This window comes from Amycolatopsis sp. NPDC104775, assembly GCF_055583325.1.
Genome location: NZ_JBVJOE010000007.1, coordinates 395412 through 417275, shown reverse-complemented (window position 1 = coordinate 417275; position 21864 = coordinate 395412). Strand labels below are relative to the sequence as shown.

At 70.9% G+C, this 21864-nt stretch carries 22 protein-coding genes and 1 pseudogene; 18 read left to right on the top strand and 5 right to left on the bottom strand.

The window, feature by feature from the left end:
* Nucleotides 1–197: 197 nt before the first annotated feature.
* From ACZ63D_RS30305 to ACZ63D_RS30245, 13 genes are all read left to right on the top strand, one after another.
* Nucleotides 198–812: a TetR/AcrR family transcriptional regulator gene (locus ACZ63D_RS30305; RefSeq protein ID WP_465357768.1), complete on the top strand. Its 615-nt coding sequence runs from the start codon at nt 198–200 to the stop codon at nt 810–812.
* A gap of 1 nt (nt 813) precedes the next feature.
* On the top strand, nt 814–1476 hold the full coding sequence (locus tag ACZ63D_RS30300) for an enoyl-CoA hydratase/isomerase family protein (RefSeq protein WP_465357767.1): 663 nt from the start codon (nt 814–816) through the stop codon (nt 1474–1476).
* A gap of 129 nt (nt 1477–1605) precedes the next feature.
* Nucleotides 1606–2091, top strand: a complete 486-nt coding sequence (gene crcB, locus ACZ63D_RS30295; protein WP_465357766.1) for a fluoride efflux transporter CrcB — start codon at nt 1606–1608, stop codon at nt 2089–2091.
* On the top strand, nt 2088–2456 hold the full coding sequence (crcB, locus tag ACZ63D_RS30290; protein ID WP_465357765.1) for a fluoride efflux transporter CrcB: 369 nt from the start codon (nt 2088–2090) through the stop codon (nt 2454–2456). Before crcB (ACZ63D_RS30295) ends, crcB (ACZ63D_RS30290) begins: the two co-directional genes overlap by 4 nt.
* A 114-nt stretch (nt 2457–2570) precedes the next feature.
* Nucleotides 2571–3896: a purine-cytosine permease family protein gene (locus tag ACZ63D_RS30285; protein ID WP_465357764.1), complete on the top strand. Its 1326-nt coding sequence runs from the start codon at nt 2571–2573 to the stop codon at nt 3894–3896.
* A 25-nt stretch (nt 3897–3921) separates the two neighbouring features.
* Nucleotides 3922–5472 (top strand): hydantoinase/oxoprolinase N-terminal domain-containing protein, encoded by a 1551-nt coding sequence (locus tag ACZ63D_RS30280; RefSeq protein ID WP_465357763.1) that lies wholly within the window; start codon nt 3922–3924, stop codon nt 5470–5472.
* A 3-nt stretch (nt 5473–5475) separates the two neighbouring features.
* A complete protein-coding gene (locus tag ACZ63D_RS30275; RefSeq protein ID WP_465357762.1) occupies nt 5476–6546 on the top strand; it encodes a DUF917 domain-containing protein in 1071 nt (356 codons plus the stop codon).
* Nucleotides 6543–7637 (top strand): DUF917 domain-containing protein, encoded by a 1095-nt coding sequence (locus ACZ63D_RS30270; protein WP_465357761.1) that lies wholly within the window; start codon nt 6543–6545, stop codon nt 7635–7637. Before ACZ63D_RS30275 ends, ACZ63D_RS30270 begins: the two co-directional genes overlap by 4 nt.
* Nucleotides 7634–8353, top strand: a complete 720-nt coding sequence (locus ACZ63D_RS30265) for an SDR family oxidoreductase (RefSeq protein ID WP_465357760.1) — start codon at nt 7634–7636, stop codon at nt 8351–8353. The genes ACZ63D_RS30270 and ACZ63D_RS30265 overlap by 4 nt, the downstream gene beginning before the upstream one ends.
* 14 nt (nt 8354–8367) lie before the next feature.
* Nucleotides 8368–9438 carry a DUF917 domain-containing protein gene (locus ACZ63D_RS30260; RefSeq protein ID WP_465357759.1) on the top strand — a complete coding sequence of 357 codons (1071 nt, stop codon included), beginning with the start codon at nt 8368–8370 and terminating at the stop codon, nt 9436–9438.
* Nucleotides 9435–10931, top strand: a complete 1497-nt coding sequence (locus ACZ63D_RS30255; RefSeq protein ID WP_465357758.1) for a helix-turn-helix domain-containing protein — start codon at nt 9435–9437, stop codon at nt 10929–10931. Before ACZ63D_RS30260 ends, ACZ63D_RS30255 begins: the two co-directional genes overlap by 4 nt.
* A 58-nt stretch (nt 10932–10989) precedes the next feature.
* Complete coding sequence (locus ACZ63D_RS30250; protein WP_465357757.1) at nt 10990–11859, top strand: helix-turn-helix transcriptional regulator; 870 nt, start codon at nt 10990–10992, stop codon at nt 11857–11859.
* Between the two features lie 70 nt (nt 11860–11929).
* A complete protein-coding gene (locus tag ACZ63D_RS30245) occupies nt 11930–12781 on the top strand; it encodes an oxidoreductase (protein ID WP_465357756.1) in 852 nt (283 codons plus the stop codon).
* 51 nt (nt 12782–12832) lie between these two features.
* Here ACZ63D_RS30245 and ACZ63D_RS30240 read toward each other — a convergent pair whose 3' ends face one another.
* Together ACZ63D_RS30240 and ACZ63D_RS30235 are read right to left on the bottom strand one after the other, a co-directional pair.
* Entirely contained in the window at nt 12833–14062 is a 1230-nt protein-coding gene (locus ACZ63D_RS30240) for an alpha/beta fold hydrolase (protein ID WP_465357755.1), read from the bottom strand.
* A 722-nt stretch (nt 14063–14784) separates the two neighbouring features.
* Nucleotides 14785–15078, bottom strand: a complete 294-nt coding sequence (locus ACZ63D_RS30235) for a hypothetical protein (RefSeq protein ID WP_465357754.1) — start codon at nt 15076–15078, stop codon at nt 14785–14787.
* Between the two features lie 124 nt (nt 15079–15202).
* Between ACZ63D_RS30235 and ACZ63D_RS30230 the strand changes: the two genes are divergently transcribed.
* Entirely contained in the window at nt 15203–15391 is a 189-nt protein-coding gene (locus tag ACZ63D_RS30230; protein ID WP_465357753.1) for a hypothetical protein, read from the top strand.
* A 436-nt stretch (nt 15392–15827) separates the two neighbouring features.
* On the opposite strand, the gene ACZ63D_RS30225 is transcribed toward ACZ63D_RS30230, so the two are convergent.
* Entirely contained in the window at nt 15828–16445 is a 618-nt protein-coding gene (locus tag ACZ63D_RS30225) for an RraA family protein (RefSeq protein WP_465357752.1), read from the bottom strand.
* 67 nt (nt 16446–16512) lie between these two features.
* Between ACZ63D_RS30225 and ACZ63D_RS30220 the strand changes: the two genes are divergently transcribed.
* A complete protein-coding gene (locus tag ACZ63D_RS30220; protein WP_465357821.1) occupies nt 16513–17013 on the top strand; it encodes a methylated-DNA--[protein]-cysteine S-methyltransferase in 501 nt (166 codons plus the stop codon).
* 4 nt (nt 17014–17017) lie between these two features.
* Here ACZ63D_RS30220 and ACZ63D_RS30215 read toward each other — a convergent pair whose 3' ends face one another.
* Nucleotides 17018–17554, bottom strand: coding sequence for a siderophore-interacting protein (locus ACZ63D_RS30215; RefSeq protein ID WP_465357751.1), 537 nt, complete (start codon nt 17552–17554; stop codon nt 17018–17020).
* A 17-nt stretch (nt 17555–17571) separates the two neighbouring features.
* Nucleotides 17572–17814, bottom strand: a pseudogene (locus tag ACZ63D_RS30210) (siderophore-interacting protein); the annotation flags it as partial.
* Nucleotides 17815–18421: 607 nt separating this feature from the next.
* Here ACZ63D_RS30210 and ACZ63D_RS30205 point away from each other — a divergent pair.
* The 3 genes from ACZ63D_RS30205 to ACZ63D_RS30195 all read left to right on the top strand — a co-directional run bounded on the left by ACZ63D_RS30205 (nt 18422) and on the right by ACZ63D_RS30195 (nt 21799).
* Entirely contained in the window at nt 18422–19885 is a 1464-nt protein-coding gene (locus tag ACZ63D_RS30205) for a hypothetical protein (RefSeq protein ID WP_465357750.1), read from the top strand.
* Entirely contained in the window at nt 19873–20247 is a 375-nt protein-coding gene (locus ACZ63D_RS30200) for a YciI family protein (protein ID WP_465357749.1), read from the top strand. The genes ACZ63D_RS30205 and ACZ63D_RS30200 overlap by 13 nt, the downstream gene beginning before the upstream one ends.
* A gap of 124 nt (nt 20248–20371) precedes the next feature.
* Complete coding sequence (locus ACZ63D_RS30195) at nt 20372–21799, top strand: glycoside hydrolase family 76 protein (protein ID WP_465357820.1); 1428 nt, start codon at nt 20372–20374, stop codon at nt 21797–21799.
* Nucleotides 21800–21864: the final 65 nt, after the last annotated feature.

The following is a 21864-nucleotide window of genomic DNA, read 5'->3' as shown; positions in this document are numbered from 1 at the left end:
GTTCGCGCCGGTTCTAACCGGCGCGAACACTCACAACGCCCGAGCAGCGCCCCGGAGAGGCTGGTCCGGTGGCGACTCCTCGCTTGCGGTCTCGTGAGTGCTCATGCCGGTTAGAACCGGCATGAGCGCTCACGAGACCTGAGTCGCCCATCACCCCGCCCTAGTTTTGGAGCACGCGCTCCATTACCCTCGGGTCCATGCCCCGCCCCCGGATCCACGACCCCGAGCTGATTCTCGACGTCGCCGAGCGCCTCATCGCCGACGCTGGCCCCGAGGCGCTCACCGTCCGGCGGCTCGCGCAGGAAGCGGGCGTCCCGAACAGCACGATCTACCACTCCTTCACCAACCTCCCCGCCCTGATCGGCCGGACCTGGCTGCGCGCCGCCACCTTCTTCCTCGACGAACAAGAACGGCTGATCGACGAGGCGTCCGGCCCGGTCGAAGCAGTAGTCGCGGCAGCCGGCACCTCCGCCGTCGTCGCCGACGCCCGCCCCGACGCCGCGCGCATGATGATCACCGTCCCGTCGCACCGAGTCCTGGGTCCGCAGCTTCCCGACGACGTAGCGGAAGCCTTGCACGCCTTGGACAAACGCCTCGTCCATCTCCTGGTCCGCCTCGCCCGTCAGCTCTGGAACCGCGGCGACGGCCAGGCGGTCGAGGTCATCACCGCCTGCGTCGTGGACCTCCCGACCGCCCTGCTCCGCCGCGAACTCGCCACCGGACCGGCCAGTGCGGACAGTCGCGCCCGGCTCGCCGCGGCAGTCCGCGCGATCCTCGCCCTCGAACCGCCCAAGAAGTCCAGAAAGGACTGAGATGCCCACTCTCACCACCACCGGCGCCGTCCACGTGCTCGACTTCGGCGCCGACGAAAACCGTTTCGCCCCATCGTGGCTGGAAGAAGTCCACGCTCATCTCGACACCGTCACCGCGGGCAAAGAACCCGCCGCGCTCGTCACGATCGGCAGCGGCAAGTACTACTCGAACGGCCTCGACCTCGACTGGCTCACCAGCCACCCCGACGACGCCGGGAAGTACGTCGCCAGCATCCACGAACTCTTCGCCCGCGTGCTCGCGCTTCCGGTCCCGACCATCGCCGCGGTCAACGGGCACGCCTTCGGCGGCGGCGCGATGCTCGCGATGGCGCACGATTTCCGCATCATGCGCGAGGATCGCGGCTACTTCTGCTTTCCCGAAGCCGACCTCAACCTCCCGTTCACCCCGGGCATGGCCGCGCTCGTCCAAGGGAAGCTCACCCCGGCCGCCGCGGTCGCGTCGATGACCACCGGGAGCCGCTTCGGCGGTCCGCAAGCGAAAGCGCTCGGCCTGGTCGACGCGACGGCCGCGCTGGACGACCTGCGCACGGCGGCGATCGAACGAGTCGCGCCGCTGGCGGGAAAGGACCGAGGCACGCTCGGCGCGATCAAGTCCACTATGTTCGGTCCGGCGCTGACCGCGTTGCGGGAGGCGGGAAACTGATCGGGTAGGCTCGCATACACGCGGCGGTGGGGCTCGCCGTTCCGGGAATCGCCCGGGCAACCGCGGCCGAGGCCGCCAACAGTCCCTACTCGAACGGTGACCCCGGTGTCCGTGGAGTAGGAGAAGACCGTGCCCGAGAAGACTGTGCCCGAAGAACCTCTCGACCCCGACGTCGACCTCCGCGATCCAGCACAGCAACGCGAACTCGTCCGGCACCACGTGTCGGTGCTCGGCGTGATCGCGCTCGGCGGCGGGCTCGGCGCACTGGCCCGCTACGGTCTCGCCCAAGCCCTGCCCACCGGCACGAACGGCTTCCCCTGGGCGACGTTCTGGACCAACGTCGCCGGGTGTTTCCTCATCGGCGTGCTCATGGTCTTGGTGACCGAGGCGTGGTCGGCGCACCGGCTGGTGCGGCCGTTCCTCGGCGTCGGCGTGCTGGGCGGCTTCACCACTTTCTCCACGTACGCGGTCGAAGCGCGCAACTTGCTCCAGCCCGACACCGTGCCGCTCGCCTTCGCCTACCTCGGCGGAACGCTCGCCGCCGCGCTGCTCGCCGTCCTGCTGGGACACGCGATCACCCGCAAGCTGGTCCCGGTGAAGGTGGCTGTCCGATGACCGTCCTCCTCGTTTTCCTCGGAGCCGCGGTCGGAGCGCCGATGCGGTACCTGACCGACCGGGCCGTCCAGTCCCGGCACCAGAGCCTGTTCCCGTGGGGCACGTTCACCGTCAACCTGGTCGGCTGCGTCCTGCTCGGCGGCCTCGCCGGCGCCGGGACCGCGCTGCCCGCGGCGGTCTATTCGCTGCTCGGCACCGGCTTCTGCGGCGCGCTGACGACGTACAGCACATTCAGCTACGAAACCGTCCGGCTGGTCGAACGCCAGTCATACTTCGCCGCGGCGGCGAACGTGGTCGTCAGCATCGCGGCAGGCGTCGGCGCGGCAGCGTTCGCATACGAGGCTGTCCACGCCTTGGTCGGGTAAGAGTGCGCTTCGCACACTCGGGCCGCCCAGGCTGTGCGGATCGCACGGTGACCTCGCCGGAGCTGCTGCTTACGGTGCTGGGAACCCGTTCCCCTCCAGGATGAGGAGGTCGCCATGGCCTCGGCTGTCGGTGTCGACGATTACGCGCTGACCAGGGTGCCCGATTCCGCCCGCTACTCGTGGTGGTCGGTCGCCGTGCAGCGGTTCGGCCAGGTTTCCGCGCTGTCGCAGTTCCTGCTCGGCGCCACGATCGGCTTCGGGATGAGCTTCGGGAACGCCGTGCTCGCGTTCACGCTCGGCTCGGTCATCCTCGAACTGATCACGATCCTCGTCGGCGTGATCGGCGTCCGCGAGGGCCTGACCACCTCGATGATCGCGCGCTGGACCGGCTTCGGCCGCGGCGGTTCGGCGCTCATCGGGCTGGCCATCGGGATCAGCCTGATCGGCTGGTTCGGCATCCAGTCCGCGGTGTCCGCCCAAGGCCTCGCCGCGCTGGTCGGCGGCCTGCCGGAATGGGGCTGGGCGCTGGTGTTCGGCCTGGCGGTGACCGCGATCGTGGTCCGCGGCTTTCACTCGATGGCGTGGACGGCCTACCTGATGGTGCCCGCGTTCCTGATCCTGGTCGGCTGGTCGGTGGTCTCCGAGCTGACCCGGCACGACCTCGGCTCGCTCGTGGCGTCCGCGCCGCCGGGCCCGCCGCTGTCCCTGCTGCAGGGCACCACGCTGGTCGCCGGCGGGTTCATCGTCGGCGCGGTGATCACGCCGGACATGACCCGGTTCAACCGCACCACCGGCGACGTCGTCAAGCAGACCCTCGTCGGCGTCACGCTCGGCGAGTACGTGATCGGCCTGGCCGGCGTGCTGCTCGCGCACGCGGTCGGCACGGCGCAGATCACCACGATCGTCACGTCGTCGGTCGGCTGGGTCGGGCTGCTGATCGTCATCGCGGGCACGATGAAGATCAACGACTGGAACCTGTACTCGTCCGGCCTCGGCGTCGTGAACTTCATCGGCACCGTGTCCGGGAAGCGGGCGCACCGCGGCCTGGTCACCGCCGTGCTCGGGCTGGTGGGCAGCGTGCTCGCCGCGGCCGGGATCCTGTCGAAGTTCACCGATTTCCTGACCGTGCTCGGGGTCGCGTTCCCGCCCATCGCCGGGATCATGGTGGCCGAGTACTTCGTGGTGAAGCAGTGGCGCGGCGCCCTGGACGCCGCCCGCGCTCGCGGCTCGGTGCCCGCCGACGCCCCGGTGTGGGTGCCCGCGACGATCGTCGTCTGGATCGCCGCCGCGGTGTTCGGCGAGTTCGTCGACTGGGGGCTGCCCAGCATCAACTCGCTCGTCGTCGCTTTCGTTCTGTATGTGGCCGCCGGGAAGCTCGGCCTGGTCCGCGGGGTCGGCACGAGCGCCACCGCGGACGCCGAACCGGCTCCGGCCGCCTGATTTCCCCGACCTGGAAGGAGTTTCCGTGCGCATCGGCATCGACGTCGGCGGCACCAACACCGACGCGGTCCTGCTGGACGGCCGCGAGGTGCTCGCCTCGATCAAGACCAGCACCACCGAGGACGTCACCTCGGGCATCGTCGCCGCGATCGACGGGCTGCAGCGGCAGCGGGCGTTCGACCCGGCCGCGGTGCGGGCGGTGATGATCGGCACCACGCACTTCATCAACGCTCTCGTCGAGGCGCACCGGCTGGCCCCGACCGCGGCGGTGCGGCTCAGTCTGCCCGCGGGCGCGTCGCTGCCGCCGATGGTGGACTGGCCGCAGCGGCTGGTCGACGCGGTGTCCGGGCGCAGCTACCTGGTGCACGGCGGCCACGAATTCGACGGCAGGCACATCGCTGAACTGGATGAGAGCGAGCTGCGCAAGGCCGCCGAAGACATGGGCGCGGCCGGGGTCCGCAGTGTCGCGATCACCTCGGTGTTCTCGCCGGTTAACGCGGAGTTCGAGGCGCGGGCGGCGGAGATCATCTCCTCGCAGCTGCCGGACGTCGCGATCTCGCTGTCCCACGAGATCGGCCGGATCGGCTTGCTGGAGCGGGAAAACGCGACGGTCATCAACGCCGCGCTGCGCGAGCTGGCGGCGCACATCGTGGACGGTCTGGCCGCGTCGGTGACCGGCGCGGGCATCACCGCTCCGCTGTATCTGAGCCAGAACGACGGCACGCTGATGGACGTCGACTTCGCCCGCCGCTATCCGGTGGCGACCTTCGCGTCCGGACCGACGAACTCGATGCGCGGCGCGGCGGTGCTGTCCGGTTTGGACACCTGCGCGGTGGTCGACGTCGGCGGCACCACGAGCGACGTCGGCGTGCTGCGGCAGGGTTTCCCGCGCGAGGCGACCACGGACGTGAGCGTCGCCGGGATCCGCACGAACTTCCGGATGCCGGACGTCCTTTCCATCGGCATCGGCGGCGGCAGCCGGGTCCGCGGCGACGCGTCGGGCGTGACCGTCGGACCGGATTCCGTCGGCTACGAGCTGACCTCGAAGGCGCTCGTGTTCGGCGGAGACACCTTGACCGCCACGGACATCGCGGTCGCCGCCGGACGGGCCGAGATCGGCGACCCGTCGCTGGTCGCGCACCTCGACCGGGATTTCGTGAAGGCGGCGCTGGACCGGATCGCCGCGGACGTTTCCGACGTCGTGGACCGGATGCGCACCTCGTCCGAGCCGCTCCCGGTGGTCGCCGTCGGCGGCGGTTCGGTGCTGCTGCCGGACGAGCTGGCCGGGTCCGGCGAGGTTCGCAGGCCGGACCATTACGCGGTGGCCAACGCGATCGGCGCGGCCATCGCGCAGATCGGCGGCGAGGTCGACCGGGTGTACGTGGTCGAGCCCGGCCGCCGGGAAGCCGTGGTGGACGAGGCGAAGCAGGAAGCCGTCGACCGCGCGGTGGCGGCCGGGGCAAGCCCGGCGTCCGTCGGCATCGTCGACTTCGACGAGGTGCCGATCCCGTACCTGCCCGGCAACGCCACCCGGATCCGGGTCAAGGCGGTCGGCGATTTGCAGCTGGGGGCGTGAACGATGGCTGAGATCACTGAGCACGATCTGGACGACATCGCGCGCGGCGCGGCGATTCTCGGCACCGGCGGCGGGGGAGACCCGTACATCGGACGGCTGCTGGCGCACTCCGCGGTCCGCGAGCACGGTTCGGTTCCGCTGGTGGCACTGTCCGAATTGGACGACGACGCCGTGGTGCTGCCGGTCGCGATGATGGGTGCGCCGACGGTGATGGTGGAGAAACTGCCGTCCGCCGAACAGGTCGGCCTCGCCGCCCGGACGCTGGCCACCTACCTGGGCAAAGAACTCACCCACATCGCGTGCGCCGAAGCGGGCGGCGTGAACTCGCTGATCCCGGTTGTCGCGGCGGCTCAGCTGGGTCTGCCGCTCGTGGACGCGGACGGCATGGGCCGGGCGTTTCCGGAGCTGCAGATGGTTTTGCCGACCCTGTACGGAATCCGCGCGACCCCGATGTCCATCGCGGACGAGAAGGGCAACCGCGGCGTACTGGACACTGTGGACAATCACTGGGCGGAGCGGCTGGCCCGGTCTGCGACCATCGACATGGGCTGCTCGGCGATGATCAGCAACTACGCGATGTCCGGCGCGCAAGCGCGGGAAGCGATGGTGCCGGGCACGCTCACCCTTTGCGCGGAACTCGGCGCGCTCGTGCGGCAGGCCCGCGAGGCGCACGGAAACCCGGTGGATCGCGTCGTGGCACGGCTGCGCGGCCGGACGCTGTTCAGCGGCAAAGTCGTGGACGTCGCCCGCCGCACGGTCACCGGGTTCGCCCGCGGCGAGGCCCGGTTGTCCGGAATGGACGGTGACACCGGGGCCGAAATGCTGCTGCGGTTCCAGAACGAGCACCTGGTGGCCGAAGTGGACGGTGAGGTGCGTGCTTCGGTGCCGGACCTCATCTGCACCCTGGACCGCGAGTCCGGCGAGGCCGTCACGACCGAGGGCTTGCGCTACGGCCAGCGAGTGACGGTGATCGCCGCCCCGGCGGACCCGCGCTGGCACACCCCGGAAGGCATCGCGCTGGCCGGTCCACGGTACTTCGGCTACGACCTGGACCCGATCGGGGTAGTCGGATGAGCTGGGTCCTGACCGAAGACCACCTCGAAGACCTCGCCCGCGGCGCGGCCGTCCTCGGCACCGGTGGCGGCGGCGATCCGTACGTCGGGCGGCTGCTGGTCCGCGAGGCGATCCGTGAATACGGACCGGTCACCGTGCTCGATCCGGACGACCTCGACGACGACGCCCTCGTGATCCCGACCGCGCAAATGGGCGCCCCGACCGTCGTGCACGAAAAGCTCCCGAACGGCACAGAACCGGAACTTGCCTTGCGGGCGCTGGAAAAACACCTCGGCGCGAAGGCCGACGCGACCATGCCGATCGAATGCGGCGGCATCAACTCGATGATCCCGCTGGTCGTCGGCGCGCGGCTCGGGCTGCCGGTGGTCGACGCCGACGGCATGGGCCGGGCGTTCCCGGAGCTGCAGATGGAGACCTTCGGCGTGTACGGCGTCCCCGGTTCGCCGATGGGGATCGCGGGGGAGCGCGGCGAAACCACGGTGATCGACACCGGTGCGGACAACCGCCGGATGGAATGGCTCGCGCGCGGGATCACCATCCGGCTCGGCGGTGTCGCGCATATCGCCGAGTACTCGATGAGCGGCGCGGACGTGAAACGCACCGCGGTGCCTCGGACGCTTTCGCTCGCGCTGAGCGTCGGCCGGGCGATTCGCCTTGCCCGTCAGGAAAACGCCGATCCGGTGGCCGCCTTGGCGACCGCGCTCAGCGACACGTTGTACTCGCATCTGCGCGTGTTGTTCCGCGGCAAAGTGTCCGATGTGGAACGCCGGACCGAGGAAGGATTCGCCCGCGGCCGCGCCGCGGTGGTGTCCTTCGACGGCGAACACAAGCTGGAAATCCTGTTCCAGAACGAAAACCTGGTCGCGCTCGTCGACGGCGCCGTGCGCTGTCTCGTGCCGGACCTGGTCTGCGTGCTGGAGGCGGAATCCGCCGAGCCGATCACCACCGAAACGCTGCGCTACGGCCAGCGGGTCACCGTGGTCGGGATCTCGACGCCGCCGCTCATGCGCACCCCGGAAGCGCTGGCCACGTTCGGCCCGGCGGCGTTCGGGCTGGCGCACGATTTCGTCCCCGTGGAGGTGGCTTCGTGACTTCGCTCGACGGCCGGGTGGTCGTGGTGCTCGGCGGCGGTTCCGGGATCGGCCTGGAGGTCGCCCGGCGCGCGACGGCGGCGGGCGCGCTCGTCCACCTCGGCGGCCGCACCGGCGACAAACTGCGGGCCGCGGCGGCGGAACTGGGCCCGACCGCGACCTGGCAGGCGGTGGACACGACCGAGCAGGCGTCGCTGGCCGAGTTCTTCGGCGCGCTGGACCGGGTCGACCACCTGTTCACGCCCGCCGCGTCCTACACCGTCGGCCCGATGCGGGACCTGAGCGACGAGGAGGCGGAAAGCCCGTTCGTCACGAAGTTCTGGGGCCAGTACCACGCGGTGAAACACGCCGCGCCGAAGCTGTCGGACGACGCTTCGGTGGTGCTGATGTCCGGCGTCGCGAGCGTGCGCCCACCCGCCGCGGCCCCGGCGTACATCGCGTGCAACGCGGCGATCGAGGGTCTCGGCCGCGGCCTCGCGGTGGAACTGGCCCCAGTCCGGGTGAACGTCGTGTCGCCGGGCACGATCGACGGGAACCTCTGGGCCGGGCGTCCGGCCGCCGCGCGGGAGGCGAGTTTCGCGCAGTACCGGGCGGACACCCTGCTGCACCGCGTCGGCCGGGAGTCCGAAGTGGCCGATGCCGTGCTGTACCTGTTTACCAGCACCTACACCACCGGCTCGACGCTGTATCCGGACGGCGGCTACAGCTTCCGCTGATACGCTGACCAGCCATGCGCATCACCGCCGCGGACGTGCCGGCACTCGAACGCGGCGTCGCGCTGCTCGGGTCCGGCGGGGGCGGGGACACCGTCACCGCGGCGGTGCTGCTGCGGCGGCTGACCGGATCCGGCCGCGAACCCCTCGTGCACCGGATCGCCGACGTGCCGCCGGACACCCTGGTCGTCCCGGTCGGGATCGTCGGCGCGACCGCCGCGTTCGCCGAGAAACTGCCCAGCGGCGACGAGTTCGCCTCGGCGATCGCGGCGATCGAACGCTGGACCGGGCAGCGCGCGCAGGCGTTGATGACCATCGAGATCGGCGGGCTCAACGGCCTGCTGCCGCTGGTGGTCGCCGAGGAGCTGGGGCTGGCCTGCGTGGACGCGGACCTGTCCGGCCGCGGGCTGCCGCGGCTCGACCAGCTCTCGGTCGCCGCGACCGGCCGCGGCGTCGCCCCGGCGGCGCTGGCCGAACCCGGCGGCCGGGTGGTGGTGCTCGCCGCCGCGGCCGATTCGGTGGTCGAGAACGGGGTGCGCGCGTTCCTGGCCAGCTCCGGCGGCTGGGCGGTGATCGCGCTCGCGCCGATCCCGGCCGGCGAACTGGCCGAACACGCTGTCCCCGGCACGACGGGCGAGGCGCTCGCCCTCGGCGCCCGCGTGCTCGCCGCGGGGGAGAGCCCGGACCTCGCCGCGCTGGAAACCGCCCTCGACGGCCAGGTCCTCGCCCGCGGCCGGGTGCTGGAGGTGTCCCGGCATCTCGGCCCCGGCCAGCACGGACACCCCGGCTTCGGCCGCGGCTCGGCGACGCTGACCGACCACCGCGACGGCGCGTTGCTGCGGCTGGAGATGGAGAACGAGTACCTGCTGGCGCTGCGGGACGGGCTGCCGGTGGCGTCCACTCCGGACGTTCTGTCGGTGCTCGACCGCCGCACCGGCGTCCCGCTGCAGTGCGACACGATCCGGGCCGGGGTGGAGGTGGACGTCGTGTGCCTCGCCGCGTCGCCGTTCTGGACCGATCCGCGCCGCCGCCCGCTGCTGGAACCGCGCGCGTACGGAATCGACTGCGATCCGGTGGCAGTCCGGTGATTCTCCGTCAGCTGCTCGCTCTGCCCGCCTGGTCCGGTCTGGTCCGGGTGTGCTCCGGCGAGTCCGGTTTGGACCGTCCACTGGCGACAGTCAAAGCCGTGCTGGACGCCTCGGGCTCCCCCGCTCCCGGCGAACTGGTGGTGATCGTCCGCCCGCTCGGTTCCGACTGGCAGATCGACGCACTCCTGCGCCGGTGCGCCGACGCGGGAGCCGCCGGAGTTCTGCTCCCCGGAGCCGAACCGCTTGCCGCGTCCCGGCTTCTGGCCGAACGGCTGTCGGTGCCGCTGCTGGTCACGTCCGCCGATCCACTCGATCTGCTCGTGGCCGCCCGTCTCGCGCTGGCCGCTCCGGACATCGACCGCGCGGACGCGGTGCTCGCCGCGCACCGGGCGTTAGGGGAGCGCTTGCGCCCGCCGGAAGAAATCGTGACCGTGCTGCGGCGGCTGCTGGACGCCCCCGTCGCCGTCCTCGACGACCGCGGCGAGGTGCTCGCCGGAGAACTCGCCGAGGCCTCGCGGGTCCGCGTGCACGAGCCGGTCCCGCAACGCGTCACCCTGCCCGATGGCGTCCTGCTCGCGCACCCGGCTGTGCTGCCGCAGCCATCGGTGTGGCTGGCCGCCGAGCTGACTGGCACGAAAGCTTCGCGCGCGGACGTCGCCGCGGCGACGCTGGCCGTTGCCGCCGGTGCCGTGCAGCGCTGGCTGCTGGCCCACCGCCTGGAACTGGAACGCGACGCCCGCTCCCGGTCCGCTCTGCTGGGCGACCTGCTGCGCCACGACACCGAACCCGGCGCCGACCTGCGCCGCCGTGCCGCCGACGCGGGCTGGCGACTCGGCGGCTGGCACGTCGGCCTGCGCATCGGCGTGCCCGCGGACGTCGACACCGTTTCCCGCACCCAGGAAGTAGTCCGTGCTCTTCGCGCGGAATCGATCGACGCGGTCACCGTAGAACACGGCGAGGGCTGGACCGGCTGGGTCACCTTCGAGCAGGAACCGACCGCGGAACGAGTCCGAGCACTGTCCGCGCGGCTGCGCGCCGTGCATCGCAGCCTGCGCCGCACGCTCGACGCCCACCTCGGCGTTGGCCGCCCGCACGCCGACGGTCTCACCGCGACAGTCGCCGAAGCCACCGACGCCGCCCGTCTCGCCGCGACCCGCCCGGAGACCGGGCATTTCCTGCACGTAGACCAACTCGGCATGGCCCAGCTGCTCCTGGAATGGACCCGCACAGACACCTTCGAGCCCGCCGCGCGCGCTTTGCTCGCCCCGCTGGTCTCGGCGCCCGGGGACCTGATCCGCACGCTCGCCGCGTACCTCGACGCCGAGTCTGCCCTCGCCGAAACCGCGACTGTGCTGGGAATCCACCGGAACACCGTCGCCGCGCGGATCAGCCGGATCGAGCAGCTGCTGCACGTCGATCTGTCTCGCCCGGACGAGCGGCTGGCTCTGCACCTGGCCGCCCGCGCGGTGATCCTCGCGCGGTCCGCAGAGTAGTACTGGCAGGGCCAGCTACGGCCTTGGTGATCGACAGGGCGGAAGGCAGACTCGGGGCATGGGCAAGAACGACCTCGGCGATTTCCTGCGAGCCCGCCGCGCCGGGCTGGCACCGGACGAGTTCGGCCTCCCGGCCGGGCCCGGCTCGGGACGGCGGGTCGCCGGCCTGCGGCGCAGCGAGGTCGCGCAACTGGCCGGGGTGAGCACCGAGTACTACACCCGGCTGGAACAAGGCCGCGCCCGGCAGCCGTCCGAACAGGTGCTCAACGCGCTCGGCGACGCGCTGCGGTTCGACGACATCGAGCGGCGGCACCTGTTCGCTCTCGCCGGAGCCACCGCCGAACGCCTGGACCGGGCCGAACATTCGTCCCGGTTGCGTCCGGCTTTGCGGCAGGTGCTGGACTCGATGGAGCTGGCGTCAGCCTTCGTCAGCGACCGGAACCTCACGGTCGTCGGCGGGAACGCGTTGTGGGCCTTGCTGTTTCCCGACGTAGCCGAACTGCCGCGGCGGGAGCGCAGCATGGCGCGCTGGACGCTGCTGGACCCGCGGGCCCGCCTGGTGTGGCTCGACTGGGAACGCGTCGCCCGCGACTACGTGCACGGGCTGCGGCTGGCCGCGGCCGCGCAGCCGCGGAACCAGCACATCGCCAACCTGATCGGCGAGCTGATGATGCGTTCGCCCGAGTTCCCGGCGTGGTGGTCCGAACACCGCGTCCGGGAACGCAGCACCGGCCTGAAACGCCTTCGCCATCCGGTCGTCGGCGAGCTGGAGCTGCAGTACGAGATCTTCACGCCGGTCGCCGACCCCGGCCAGTCGATGGTCGTCTACAGCGCACCGGCCGGTTCGCCGTCCCAGGAACGCTTGCGGCTGCTGGCCAGCTGGGGCCGCGAACCCGCCGATCCCGCCCGGGACACCGCCGAGTCCTGATCTTCGCCCGTCTCATCAGGCCCCGCAGGGCCTGTTCCGTCATGCCATTTTCCGGAAAGGACACTTCGCGATGAGCAAAACCTTTTTGATCACCGGCGTCAGCACCGGCCTCGGCCGGGCCATCGCCCGACGCGCCCTCGCCGCCGGACACCGGGTCGCGGGCACCGTGCGCACTGAACAGCACGCAGCCGATTTTCAAGCACTGGAACCGAAACGCGCCCGGGCCTTTGTCCTGGACCTGACCGACGCGGACCGGATCGAGCCCACCGTGCGGGCGATCGAAACGGAACTGGGCCAGATCGACGTGCTCGTCGCCAACGCCGGATACGGGCTCGAAGGCACCTTCGAAGAGTCGTCGATGGCGGATCTGCGCCGTCAGTTCGAGGTCAACGTCTTCGGCACGGTCGCGACGATCAAAGCGGTCCTGCCCGCCATGCGCGAACGCCGCGACGGCCAGATCTTCGTCATCACCTCGATGGGCGGGCACACCACCTTCCCCGGGCTGGCGTTCTACGAGGGCAGCAAACACGCCATGGAAGGCATCACCGACACCCTCGCGCAGGAGGTCGCGCAGTTCGGCGTGCGGGTCACCGCCGTGGCGCCCGGCGCCTTCAAGACCGACTGGGCGGGCCGGTCGCTGGTCCGCGCCCCGCGCCGCATCACCGACTACGACGAGCTGTTCGACCCGATCCGCACCCGCCGCCAAGCGCTGGCCGGACAGGGCATCGGCGACCCCGACCGCGCGGGCGACGCCATTCTTTCCCTGCTGGACGAGGAAAACCCGCCCGTGCACCTGCTGCTCGGCTCGGACGCGCTGCGCCTGGTCACCGCCGGACGCCAGCGCGTCCAGGACGACTTCGACGCCTGGCAGGACCTGACTCTCTCCACGGACTCCGTCGAAGGCGGCGTCACCGTCGCCTGACCCGCCGTCCGTGCGGGGAACCCTGGGCGGCAGAGTTCCCCGCACGGACGGTCAGACGCGTCCGCGCACGAGGTCGATCAACCGCCCGAGCACGTGCTCGCCCGACGCGCGCAGGCCGTTGTGCTCGTACTCGTTCGTGAGCCACGGCCGGAGCGTCGGAATCAACCGCGCGGTTTCCTCGGAAAACACCCGCTCGACGTACATGTCGTTGGCGTAGATCGCGGCCGCCGCCGGGACCGTGCACTCGCGCAGCACGTCGGCGTCGTACAGCCGCGGCCATTCGTGCGCGGCCAGCAGCTCGGCGGTCTCCTTCATCGGCCGGAGGCTGTGGAAATCGTCGAAGAGCCAGGGGAACACGTGCTCGCCGGTGAACAGCGTCCGGTCGGTGCGGAACTCTTCGGGCAGCACCCGCTCGGCGGACCAGCGGGTGGCGAATCCGTCGGAGTAGGACGATTCGTGGATGACCGAGTACAGCGGATTGCGCCCGGTGAACGGCAGGGAAGTGGCGACGTCGTGTGCGAAAGCGGGGGACTTCGGGTCGCGTTCGAGCAGGTAGTGCAGCGTTTCCTCGCCTCCGCTGGCCCCGAGGAGATAGCCGAGCTGCTGGAACAGCCGTGCGGTCAGCGGGCTTCCGTCGGGCAGGACGACGGCCCCGTCGTCGAGCAGCGGCAGCAGCGCTTCCACCCGGTCGCGGTCGCCGGGGTAGCGGCGGTAGTACTGGCGGTTGCGCTCGAGCAGGTTCGCGAACGTCGCGGTGTACACCTCGTCGGGATGCCGGGCGATCGGCGGCAACCCGCCGGTGAAGAAGGCCTCGGCCAGGGCGTCGGGAGCCTGGGAAAGGTAGGCGAGCGTGCAGAACCCGCCGAACGACTGCCCGAGCACGCTCCACTTCTCGACGCCCAGCCGCCGCCGGATGAACTCCGCGTCGCGCACGATCGAGTCGGCGCGGAAGTGCGTGAGGTATTCCGCCTGCTCGGCCGGCGTGCCCGGCAGGGCGCCGACCGGAGTGGAACGCCCGGTGCCGCGCTGGTCGAGCATCAGAACCCGGTACTCCCGCAACGCCCGCGGCAACCACCCCGGCGCCCCCTGCAACGGCCGCGGCGCCTCGTGCCCGGGACCGCCTTGGAGATAAACGAGAAACGGCCTGCCGAGCCCGTCCGGATCGGCGACCTCCCGCGCGAAGACGGTGATCTTCGCGCCGTCCGGCCGGGAGTGGTCGAGGGGGACGGAGAACTCGTGCTCGGTAAGCACGAGACCGGGAATGCGCACGGTGGTTGCCATACGGGCGATTCAACCAGAACGGGCGCGAGGGCGGCCACGGAATTGGCCGACTCGGTCGCATGTGGACAGTCGGCTGGCTTCGCTCGGTTGCGCTGCCTGGAACGGACGCTCGTCAGCCTGCGGGCCAAAGGCGAGCACGGCGATGGCTGCGGCGGGCTCGCACGTGCCTCGACCTTGCTGCTCGCACGGAAACGGGGCCTTGTGCCGAGTTCGCCTGCCGGGCTGCTCGCTCGTGCTGTTACCGCAGGCGGAGTGAGATATGAGTGGAGTGCCTTTTGCCGCTTGATGACCAGAGGGCGCTGTGCTGGGTTTGCCTGCCGGGCTGCTCGTTAGTGCCGTTCGCTGCAGTCGGGGCGAGGTATGGGTGGAGTGCCTTATGCCGCTTGATGTGGCAGGGCGCTGTGCCGGATCCGCGTGCCGGGCTGCTCGTTCGTGCTGTTCGCTGGGCGAGGCGAGGTATGGGTGGAGTGCCTTTTCCCGCTTGACGACCAGAGGGCGCTGTGCCGGGTTTGCCTGCCAGGCTGCTCGCTCGTGCTGTTCGCGGCAGGGGATGGCGAGATAGCGTGGAGTGCCTTTGCCGCTCCCGCTTGCGAGGGCGGGCAGCGCGGCCCTGCTCGAAACGCCTGCTCGCCCTCGCCGATGCCGCCTGCTTCTCACCGTCGTGCGCGATGCGTGCCAGCTGGCAAAGCCCGCACGTGTCGAATCCCGGCCAGGAAACGGTGTTATTCCTTGCCCATCGACCGCCGGATCTCGGCCAGCTTGTCCTTCGCCGCCTCCTTGCGGTCGGCGATTTTCTTGTCCAGCGACTCCAGGTCCTCCGGCCCGCCGATCCCGGCGAGTTCCTGCGCGCCGACCGAGGTGGTGTAGCGCTTCTCGATCCGGTCCCGCACGAAGTCGAACGACGGCGCGCCGTTGTCGCTGTAGTCGGGTTCGGGGAGGTCGGCCGACGGCGCGCCGGGGCTCTCCACGATCTCCGCGTCGAGCGGCTGCTGCTCGCCGGGCTTGTCCGCGCTCATCGTCTCGCCCCTTCTCGGTCGGTTGGCTCCGCTTCCGACCCTAGCCGACCTCGCGCCGGGCAGGCGGATGTTTCGCCTCCGCCGGTCCGCGGTAGCCCAGTGAATGGAGAGAAAGGAGTCCGCGATGCTTCGTCCCCGCTCGACCGCGCCGCCCGCCCCGCCCGAGCCCGTCCCGCCCGGCCCGGTGGAACCCGACCCGGTGACGCCCGGACCGGCCCGTCCGCTGCCCGACCCCGAACCCCTCCCGCCCGACCCGCAACCCGGCCCCGACCTGGTGGCGGCAGGTCCCTTGTGGACAGTCCGGCCGGAGTGAACCGGCCGAGGCCGTCCCGCTGATCTGCGCGATCCCGGAGGGACGATCCGGCCGGGAGCCGACGCCTCCGGCCGCGTGGGGAACCGGCCTGCCGTCGCGTTAGCGGTGCGGGTGCCGGAGACGTCGCGCAGCGGCGCGGACTTCCAGCCGAGCCGCTCGCTTGCTCAGGTCGCCGAAACTGCACCAGCACCCTGGTTCGCAGGCTGCCGGTCGAGCACCATCGCTCCGTTCGCTGGCCTGGGTAGCCGAGAATTCACCGGTGCCTTGAGACCCGGGTCTCCGGTCGAACCCGAACCGGGCCGGGACCCGGAGCATTCACCGGCTCCGCCGCCCGCGACTCGCGGCCGAACCCGAACCCAGCTTCCGAAAACGCCTGCCCGCCAGCGGCGCAAGGCGCACGCATCCTCGGCTGATTCCCGGCCGATCAGCCGATAGCTCAGCCGCGAAACCCGCCCGCCTCCAGCGCCGCGTCCACCTTCGCCCGGTGCGCCTCGGCCCACTCGTCGAGCGTCTGCGCCTCTTCCTTGGCCAGCTTCGCCCGCGCGTCCGCCAGCACCCGCGCCGCCTCCGGCCCCGGCACCACGACCACGCCTTCCTCGTCCGCCACGACGATGTCCCCGGCATGCACCGTCACCCCGCCGCACCGGGCAGGCTCGCCCAGCGGCGTCACCGCGGCTTTCGTGCCGGGAATCGGGATCACCCCGCGCGCGAACACCGGGAACCGCGCCTCGCGGACCTCCGCCAGGTCGCGGATCACGCCGTCCAGGACGAAACCCGCGATGCCGCGGCGCCGAGCGGTCGCGCAGACGTTGCCGCCGGCCAGCGCGTAGTCGACGTCCCCGGACTCCGCGACGATCACCGCTCCGGCGGGCGCGCGATGGATCGCCGCGTGCAGCATCAGGTTGTCGCCCGGCGGGCAGCGCACTGGGTACGCGGGCCCGGCGATCCGCGGCACCGGCCCCCACAGGGCGCGCACGCCGTAGTCGAGCACCTGGCCGCGGCCGAGCAGGTCGGCGAGCGTCGTGGTCGGGATGTCGGCGAAACCGTCGTCCATGGACGGCGATGCTCTCACGAGCGGCCCGGCCGGATACCGTTCCGTGGCACCGATCACGGAGGAGAAGATGGCTTTCCGGCACACCGTCGTCGCGTCGCCGGTCGGCGACCTCACTCTCGTCGCCGAGGGCAGCGCGCTGGTCGCCGTCTACTTCGACGGCCACAGCCGGACTCCGCGCTTCCCGGACTTCGGCCCGCGCACCGACGACGGATTCGCCGCCGCGACCCGGCAGCTCGACGAGTACTTCGCCGGCCGGCGGCGGACCTTCGACCTCGAACTGGACCTACGCGGCTCCGAGTTCGAACGCCGCGTCTGGCAGCTGCTGACCCGCATCCCCTACGGCGAGACCCGCACCTACCGCGAGCTGGCGGTCGAACTGGGCGAACCCGGCGCGGCACAGGCGGTCGGCAACGCGAACGGCTGGAATCCGCTGAGCATCGTCGTGCCCTGTCACCGGGTGGTCGGCAGCAGCGGCGGCCTCACCGGGTACGCGGGCGGCGTCGGCCGGAAACGGTTCCTGCTCCAGCTCGAAGAACCGCCCGCCGACGACGCCGGACGCCTGTTTTGACCCCTCACCCCAGCGAGGCGCGACCGTGTTTCCAGTACCCCTGGAACGCGATCGCCTGCTTCGGCACCCCGCGCTCCCGCGTGAGAAACCGCCGCGCGCCGGTGGCCAGGCCGCTTTCCCCGGCGACCCACGTGTAACCCGGCGGATCGGAAAGATCGAGCTGGCCGAGCACGTCGAGCGCGAGCCGCCCGGGCAGCCGGCCGTTCTCGCGGACCAGCCATTGGACGTCCGTCCCGAGCGGCGCGTCGACGTGCTGGATGTCGTCGCGCGCCCCGACCTCCAGCAAGACGGTGGCCCGCAGGTCGGCCGGTGCCGATTCCAGGATCGCCAGCGCGGCGGGAAGCGCGCTGTGGTCGGCGACAAGCAGCTGCGGCACGCCTTCCGGCGGCAGATAAGTGATCCCCTCGTCAAGAATCCCGATCTCGACGCCCGGCTGCGCGTTCTCGGCGAATTTCGACGCTGGCCCGCCGTCGCCGTGCACCGCGAACAGATGTCCACCTCGCCGGGCCGCGCCGCCCGGATCGTGTAGTTCCGCACCCAAGGCCTGGACGCGGCGCTCATAAGCATGTGCTGAGCGAGCCAGCGGTTGCTCGAAGCCGTGGGCAGGCGCAGCTCGCGCTGCCCCTCGCGCGGGAAGAACAACCGGCACCATTGATCGAACCCGAGCGGCGCGAAATCCTCGAGGTCCTCCCCGCCGACGGTGAGGGTCACGAAATGCGTGGACGTCCGTTCGACGCGGAGCACGGACGTCCGGAGCAGCCGCCTGCTGTCGGGTGTGCGGCGCTGGGGGAGGGTCGGCATGAGGGGTCCCGGTCAATTAGGTAAGGCTTACCTTCTAAACCGTATCCGGTGTCCGGCCGGAACGGCAAGCGCCGAAATTGCCCTGGTCGCAGCGGTGCGTACGACTCGCCTAATGCGGATGCGTCCGTTCGGGCCAGCCTGCCGTCCGGCTGTCCCTCCGCGTCATCACTCTCCGTGTCACCCTTCTGGGTGACGGTTGACTGCTCAATGAACTGGCGGGACGTGACACTCTGTGTATCACTGGCAGGTGGCCCTCGAGGTGGCGGGTGGGTTTCCCGGGGTGCCGACTGTGCGAATGAACGTGCATATTCCCGTGTCAGGACCCGTTCGCCGCAGTTCGCGGACGCGTCAAGAGGTCTGGACAAGTCGCCGCCGAGATGACCGCCGGATGGCGAATCGGTGACAGCGAAGAGTAGCGAAAACCTTCACTCGAACCGTTGGGCGACGCGGAGGGACCGTTCACCGCGACACTGGCAGTAGAACTGGTCGGTGACGCACCGTCTTCGCCAGGATGAGCGCATCCGGGGCCCGCGCCGCACGACAGCCGGGAGCCCGGACAGCCGTCGGAGCCGGTCCGCCGGCCGGAAGAGAAAGGGATGACGACCTCATGACGGTGGTTCCCTGCCTCGCCGACCACCCGCGCCGAACCGGGCAGCCGCGCCGCACCGGCGAGCCGCCCGAGCAGAAAGGCGCGGCGCTGGTCCAGGAACCCGAGCCAAGCCACCGGTCTGCGGCGGCTGGCGGGGAGCCAGCTCAGACTTCCGGCGATGCGGCGATATCGGCCCGGGCTGGGGAGGGTGTGGTCGCACCTGCCGAAGCAGCCGCGAGCAGTGCGGCCGTGGAGGACGCCGCTGCTGCCAGCGCGGCCGACGCGCTCTCAGCTGATTCCGCTCAGCCCGGCGACATGGATGTGAGCGCGGCGGCGGAAGCCGCTTCGGTCGGAACCCGCTCGGCCAAGCTGGACGACGCGGCAACTGGCGAGGCGGGTGCGGACACAGGCGTGAGTCGCGCGGCCGTCGACGACGCCGCTGCTGCCAGCGCGGCTGAGGCAGTCTCAGCTGATTCCGCTCAGCCCGCCGATGTGGACGCGAGCCCTGCGGCGGAAGCCGCCTCGGCCGGGAACCGCTCGGCCAAGCCGGGCAATGCGGCAACCGTCGAGGCGGATGCGGAAACAGCCGTGAGCCGCGCAGTCATGGATAACGTTGCTGCTGCTAGCTCTGCTGTTCCCGCGCGGCCTGGCGATGTGGATGCGAGCCCGGTGGCGGAAGTCGCCTCGGCCGGGCACCGCCCAGTCAAATCGGGCAATGCGGCAACCGTCGAGGCGGGTGCGGAAGCAGATGTGAGCCGCGCAGTCGTAGATGACGTTGCTGCTGCGAGCTCTACTGTTCCTGCGCGGCCTGGCGATCTGGACGCGAGCCCTGCGGCGGAGACCGCAACCGCCGAAGCCGCAACGGAACCAGCCGCAGAGCGCGTCCCCGAAGCCAGCTCAGCCGAAGCGCCCCCACCTGATCCCGCCCAGCCAGACGGCGCGGCCGTGACCAAAGCCGCCGGAAGCGCCGAACCGGAAACCACCGCGGCGCAGCCACGCACCTTAGAACACCCCGCCCCCGAACACCCCGACCCAGAACACCCCACCCGGGTCCGCGTCGTCGTCGACTGGGACCCCTTCTCTCGCCCGCCCCGCCGCGTGGCCACCCCGGACGAGATGGCCGCCTCCGCACTCCGCGTCCTGGACCGCCGCAAGCGGGGCCGCCACCGCAAAGCCGACACCCCCGGCCCCTGGACCTCCCGCGTCGCGGGCTTCGTCGTCGCCTGGGCGTCCGCGCTCCGGATGGTCCTGCTCGTCCTCGCCGGAGCCGCGTTCCTCACCGGCCTCGTGCTGATGAACAGCCCGATCGCGGGCGCGGCCGTGCTCGTCGCCGCGGGCGTCGCGGCCTGGTCGGCGCGGCCGCGGAAATCGCCTTCGCATCGGTGTCGCAAAATGTCGATCGCGCGCGAGACCGTTCGACGAGGATGTGACGGCTGGACCAAACCAGCCCCGTACCCGAGGAGCGGTCAATGCGTTTCCTGATGATGCACCGGCTCGACGAGAGCGCCCCCGAAGCCTGGAACCCCAGCCCCGAGTTCATCGAGAAGATGGGCGCGTTCATCCAGGACTGGACCGAGCGCGGCATCCTGATCACCGCCGAGGGCGTGCACCCGTCGGAGAAGGGCGCCATCGTCCGCAAGCCCCGCGGAGCCGCCCCGTCCGCCACGGACGGGCCGTTCACCGAGGCCAAGGAGGTCATCGGCGGGTTCGCGCTGGTCAACGCCGAGAACCGGGCGCAGGCGGTCGAATACGCGAGCCAGTACGCGGACCTGTTCGACGAGATCGAGGTCGAGGTCCGGCAGGTCGTGGAGTTCGACGACCTGCCGGACCTGACCGCGAAATAGCCCAGCGCGCCGGGCATCCGGCGGCATTCGCGAGCCAGGTCTTTGTCATTCGTTGACCCGCACCGCGCCTCGGGCGGATCTTCGTTCCGGGGGAACGGGGTCCGAGGAGGCAGCGGTGCGGGTCATGCTCACGGCGGTCCTGACAACGATGTCGGCGCTGCTGCCGATCTCCGCGAAGGCACCGCATCCGGCGGCGAACCTCGTGGTGTGCAACAAATATTGCGACGATCGCGCCGCGGACCAGGCGTCCAGCGACCGGATCGCGGTCACCGCGCCGCTCGACGACCGGGTCCTCCAGTTGCACTTCGCCGACAGCGATCCGATGGGCTGGGCCGTCCTCGACCACTCGCGTCCAGGCGACCAGGTGTGGCTCGATCGGTCCTTCGACGGCGGCGCGAGCTGGGACGGCGGCGCGCAGCTGGGGCTCACCACCGCGCCGTCCGGGGTCGGCGGCTGGCGCACTCAGATGTACAACAACGACGACTGGAACAACCGCGGCGTCGGAGCTTTGCGCGCGTGCGGCAGCGCGGTCGACACCGGCCGGATCGCTTGTACGCCTTGGGCACGCACCCGCTGGAACGCCGCGGACCGCGCGCAAGCGGCGGCGACCGCGATGATGGCGCTTTACGACAACGGCACCGGCTACTTCCGCGACGGCGGCGGCTGGGGGACCGCGGTCTCGCTGGCCGCGGTGATCCGCAACGCGTCGGTCAGCCGGATGGCCAGCTACGACTACGCGATGGCCACGACCTACGACAAGAACGTCAACGCCGGGCGCGGTCAGTTCCGCAACGAGTTCTCCGACGACACCGGCTGGTGGGCGATGGCGTGGCTCGACGCCTACGACCGCACCGGCCAGCAGCGCTACCTCGCCACCGCGAAGGCCGATGCCGACCACATGCAAACCTTCTGGACCGGCGACTGCGGCGGCGGCATCCGCTGGAAAGAAGGCCTGACGTACAAGGCGTCCATCTCGAACAGCCTGTACATCCAGGTCAATGCCACCCTCGCGGACCGCACCGGCGACGCGACCTACCGGACCAGGGCGCAGCAGGGCTGGGATTGGTTCCGCGGCAAGGGACTCATCGGGTCCGACGGCCTTGTGGTCGACGGCGTCGACGGCACGAGCTGCGCCGCGGTCGGCCAGCGCTACACCTACAACCAGGGCGTGCTCGTCTCCGGCCTCACCGCCCTGTCCAAGGCGACTGGCGACGAGAACCTGATCAGCACCGCGCGTTCAGTGGCCGGCTCGACGACCCGCACCGGCTCGTACTTCACTGGCGCGGACGGCATCGTCCACGACCCGGGCGAGGGCAGCAGCTGCTCCGACGACGGGTCGTATTTCAAGGCCGGGCTGGTCCGCGGTCTGTCCGAGCTGGACGCCGCTACGACTGGCGCGCCCTACCGGGATTTCCTGGCCAGGCAAGCGGATTCCGCCTACGCTCGCTCCCGTAACGACTTCGATCAGTACTCACGCTCGTGGTCTACCGGCGGCGGCAAGGGGCCGGGCTGCCAGGCCGCGGGACTCGTCCTGATGAACGCGACGTACTAGCGGCTAGTGATCAACAGCACCCCCGCCTCCGCAAGGCCCATCCGGGTACGGTTGACGGTGCCACG

Coding starts and splice junctions, on each gene's coding strand:
- ACZ63D_RS30260 (WP_465357759.1), top strand. CDS start 8,368: ATGCGCATCACCGCCGCGGACGTGCCGGCACTCGAACGCGGCGTCGCG.
- ACZ63D_RS30245 (WP_465357756.1), top strand. CDS start 11,930: ATGAGCAAAACCTTTTTGATCACCGGCGTCAGCACCGGCCTCGGCCGG.
- ACZ63D_RS30305 (WP_465357768.1), top strand. CDS start 198: ATGCCCCGCCCCCGGATCCACGACCCCGAGCTGATTCTCGACGTCGCC.
- ACZ63D_RS30240 (WP_465357755.1), bottom strand. CDS start 14,062: ATGGCAACCACCGTGCGCATTCCCGGTCTCGTGCTTACCGAGCACGAG.
- ACZ63D_RS30225 (WP_465357752.1), bottom strand. CDS start 16,445: ATGGACGACGGTTTCGCCGACATCCCGACCACGACGCTCGCCGACCTG.
- ACZ63D_RS30250 (WP_465357757.1), top strand. CDS start 10,990: ATGGGCAAGAACGACCTCGGCGATTTCCTGCGAGCCCGCCGCGCCGGG.
- ACZ63D_RS30235 (WP_465357754.1), bottom strand. CDS start 15,078: ATGAGCGCGGACAAGCCCGGCGAGCAGCAGCCGCTCGACGCGGAGATC.
- ACZ63D_RS30300 (WP_465357767.1), top strand. CDS start 814: ATGCCCACTCTCACCACCACCGGCGCCGTCCACGTGCTCGACTTCGGC.
- ACZ63D_RS30275 (WP_465357762.1), top strand. CDS start 5,476: ATGGCTGAGATCACTGAGCACGATCTGGACGACATCGCGCGCGGCGCG.
- ACZ63D_RS30285 (WP_465357764.1), top strand. CDS start 2,571: ATGGCCTCGGCTGTCGGTGTCGACGATTACGCGCTGACCAGGGTGCCC.
- ACZ63D_RS30195 (WP_465357820.1), top strand. CDS start 20,372: ATGCTCACGGCGGTCCTGACAACGATGTCGGCGCTGCTGCCGATCTCC.
- ACZ63D_RS30230 (WP_465357753.1), top strand. CDS start 15,203: ATGCTTCGTCCCCGCTCGACCGCGCCGCCCGCCCCGCCCGAGCCCGTC.
- ACZ63D_RS30270 (WP_465357761.1), top strand. CDS start 6,543: ATGAGCTGGGTCCTGACCGAAGACCACCTCGAAGACCTCGCCCGCGGC.
- ACZ63D_RS30220 (WP_465357821.1), top strand. CDS start 16,513: ATGGCTTTCCGGCACACCGTCGTCGCGTCGCCGGTCGGCGACCTCACT.
- crcB (WP_465357765.1), top strand. CDS start 2,088: ATGACCGTCCTCCTCGTTTTCCTCGGAGCCGCGGTCGGAGCGCCGATG.
- ACZ63D_RS30205 (WP_465357750.1), top strand. CDS start 18,422: ATGACGGTGGTTCCCTGCCTCGCCGACCACCCGCGCCGAACCGGGCAG.
- ACZ63D_RS30200 (WP_465357749.1), top strand. CDS start 19,873: ATGCGTTTCCTGATGATGCACCGGCTCGACGAGAGCGCCCCCGAAGCC.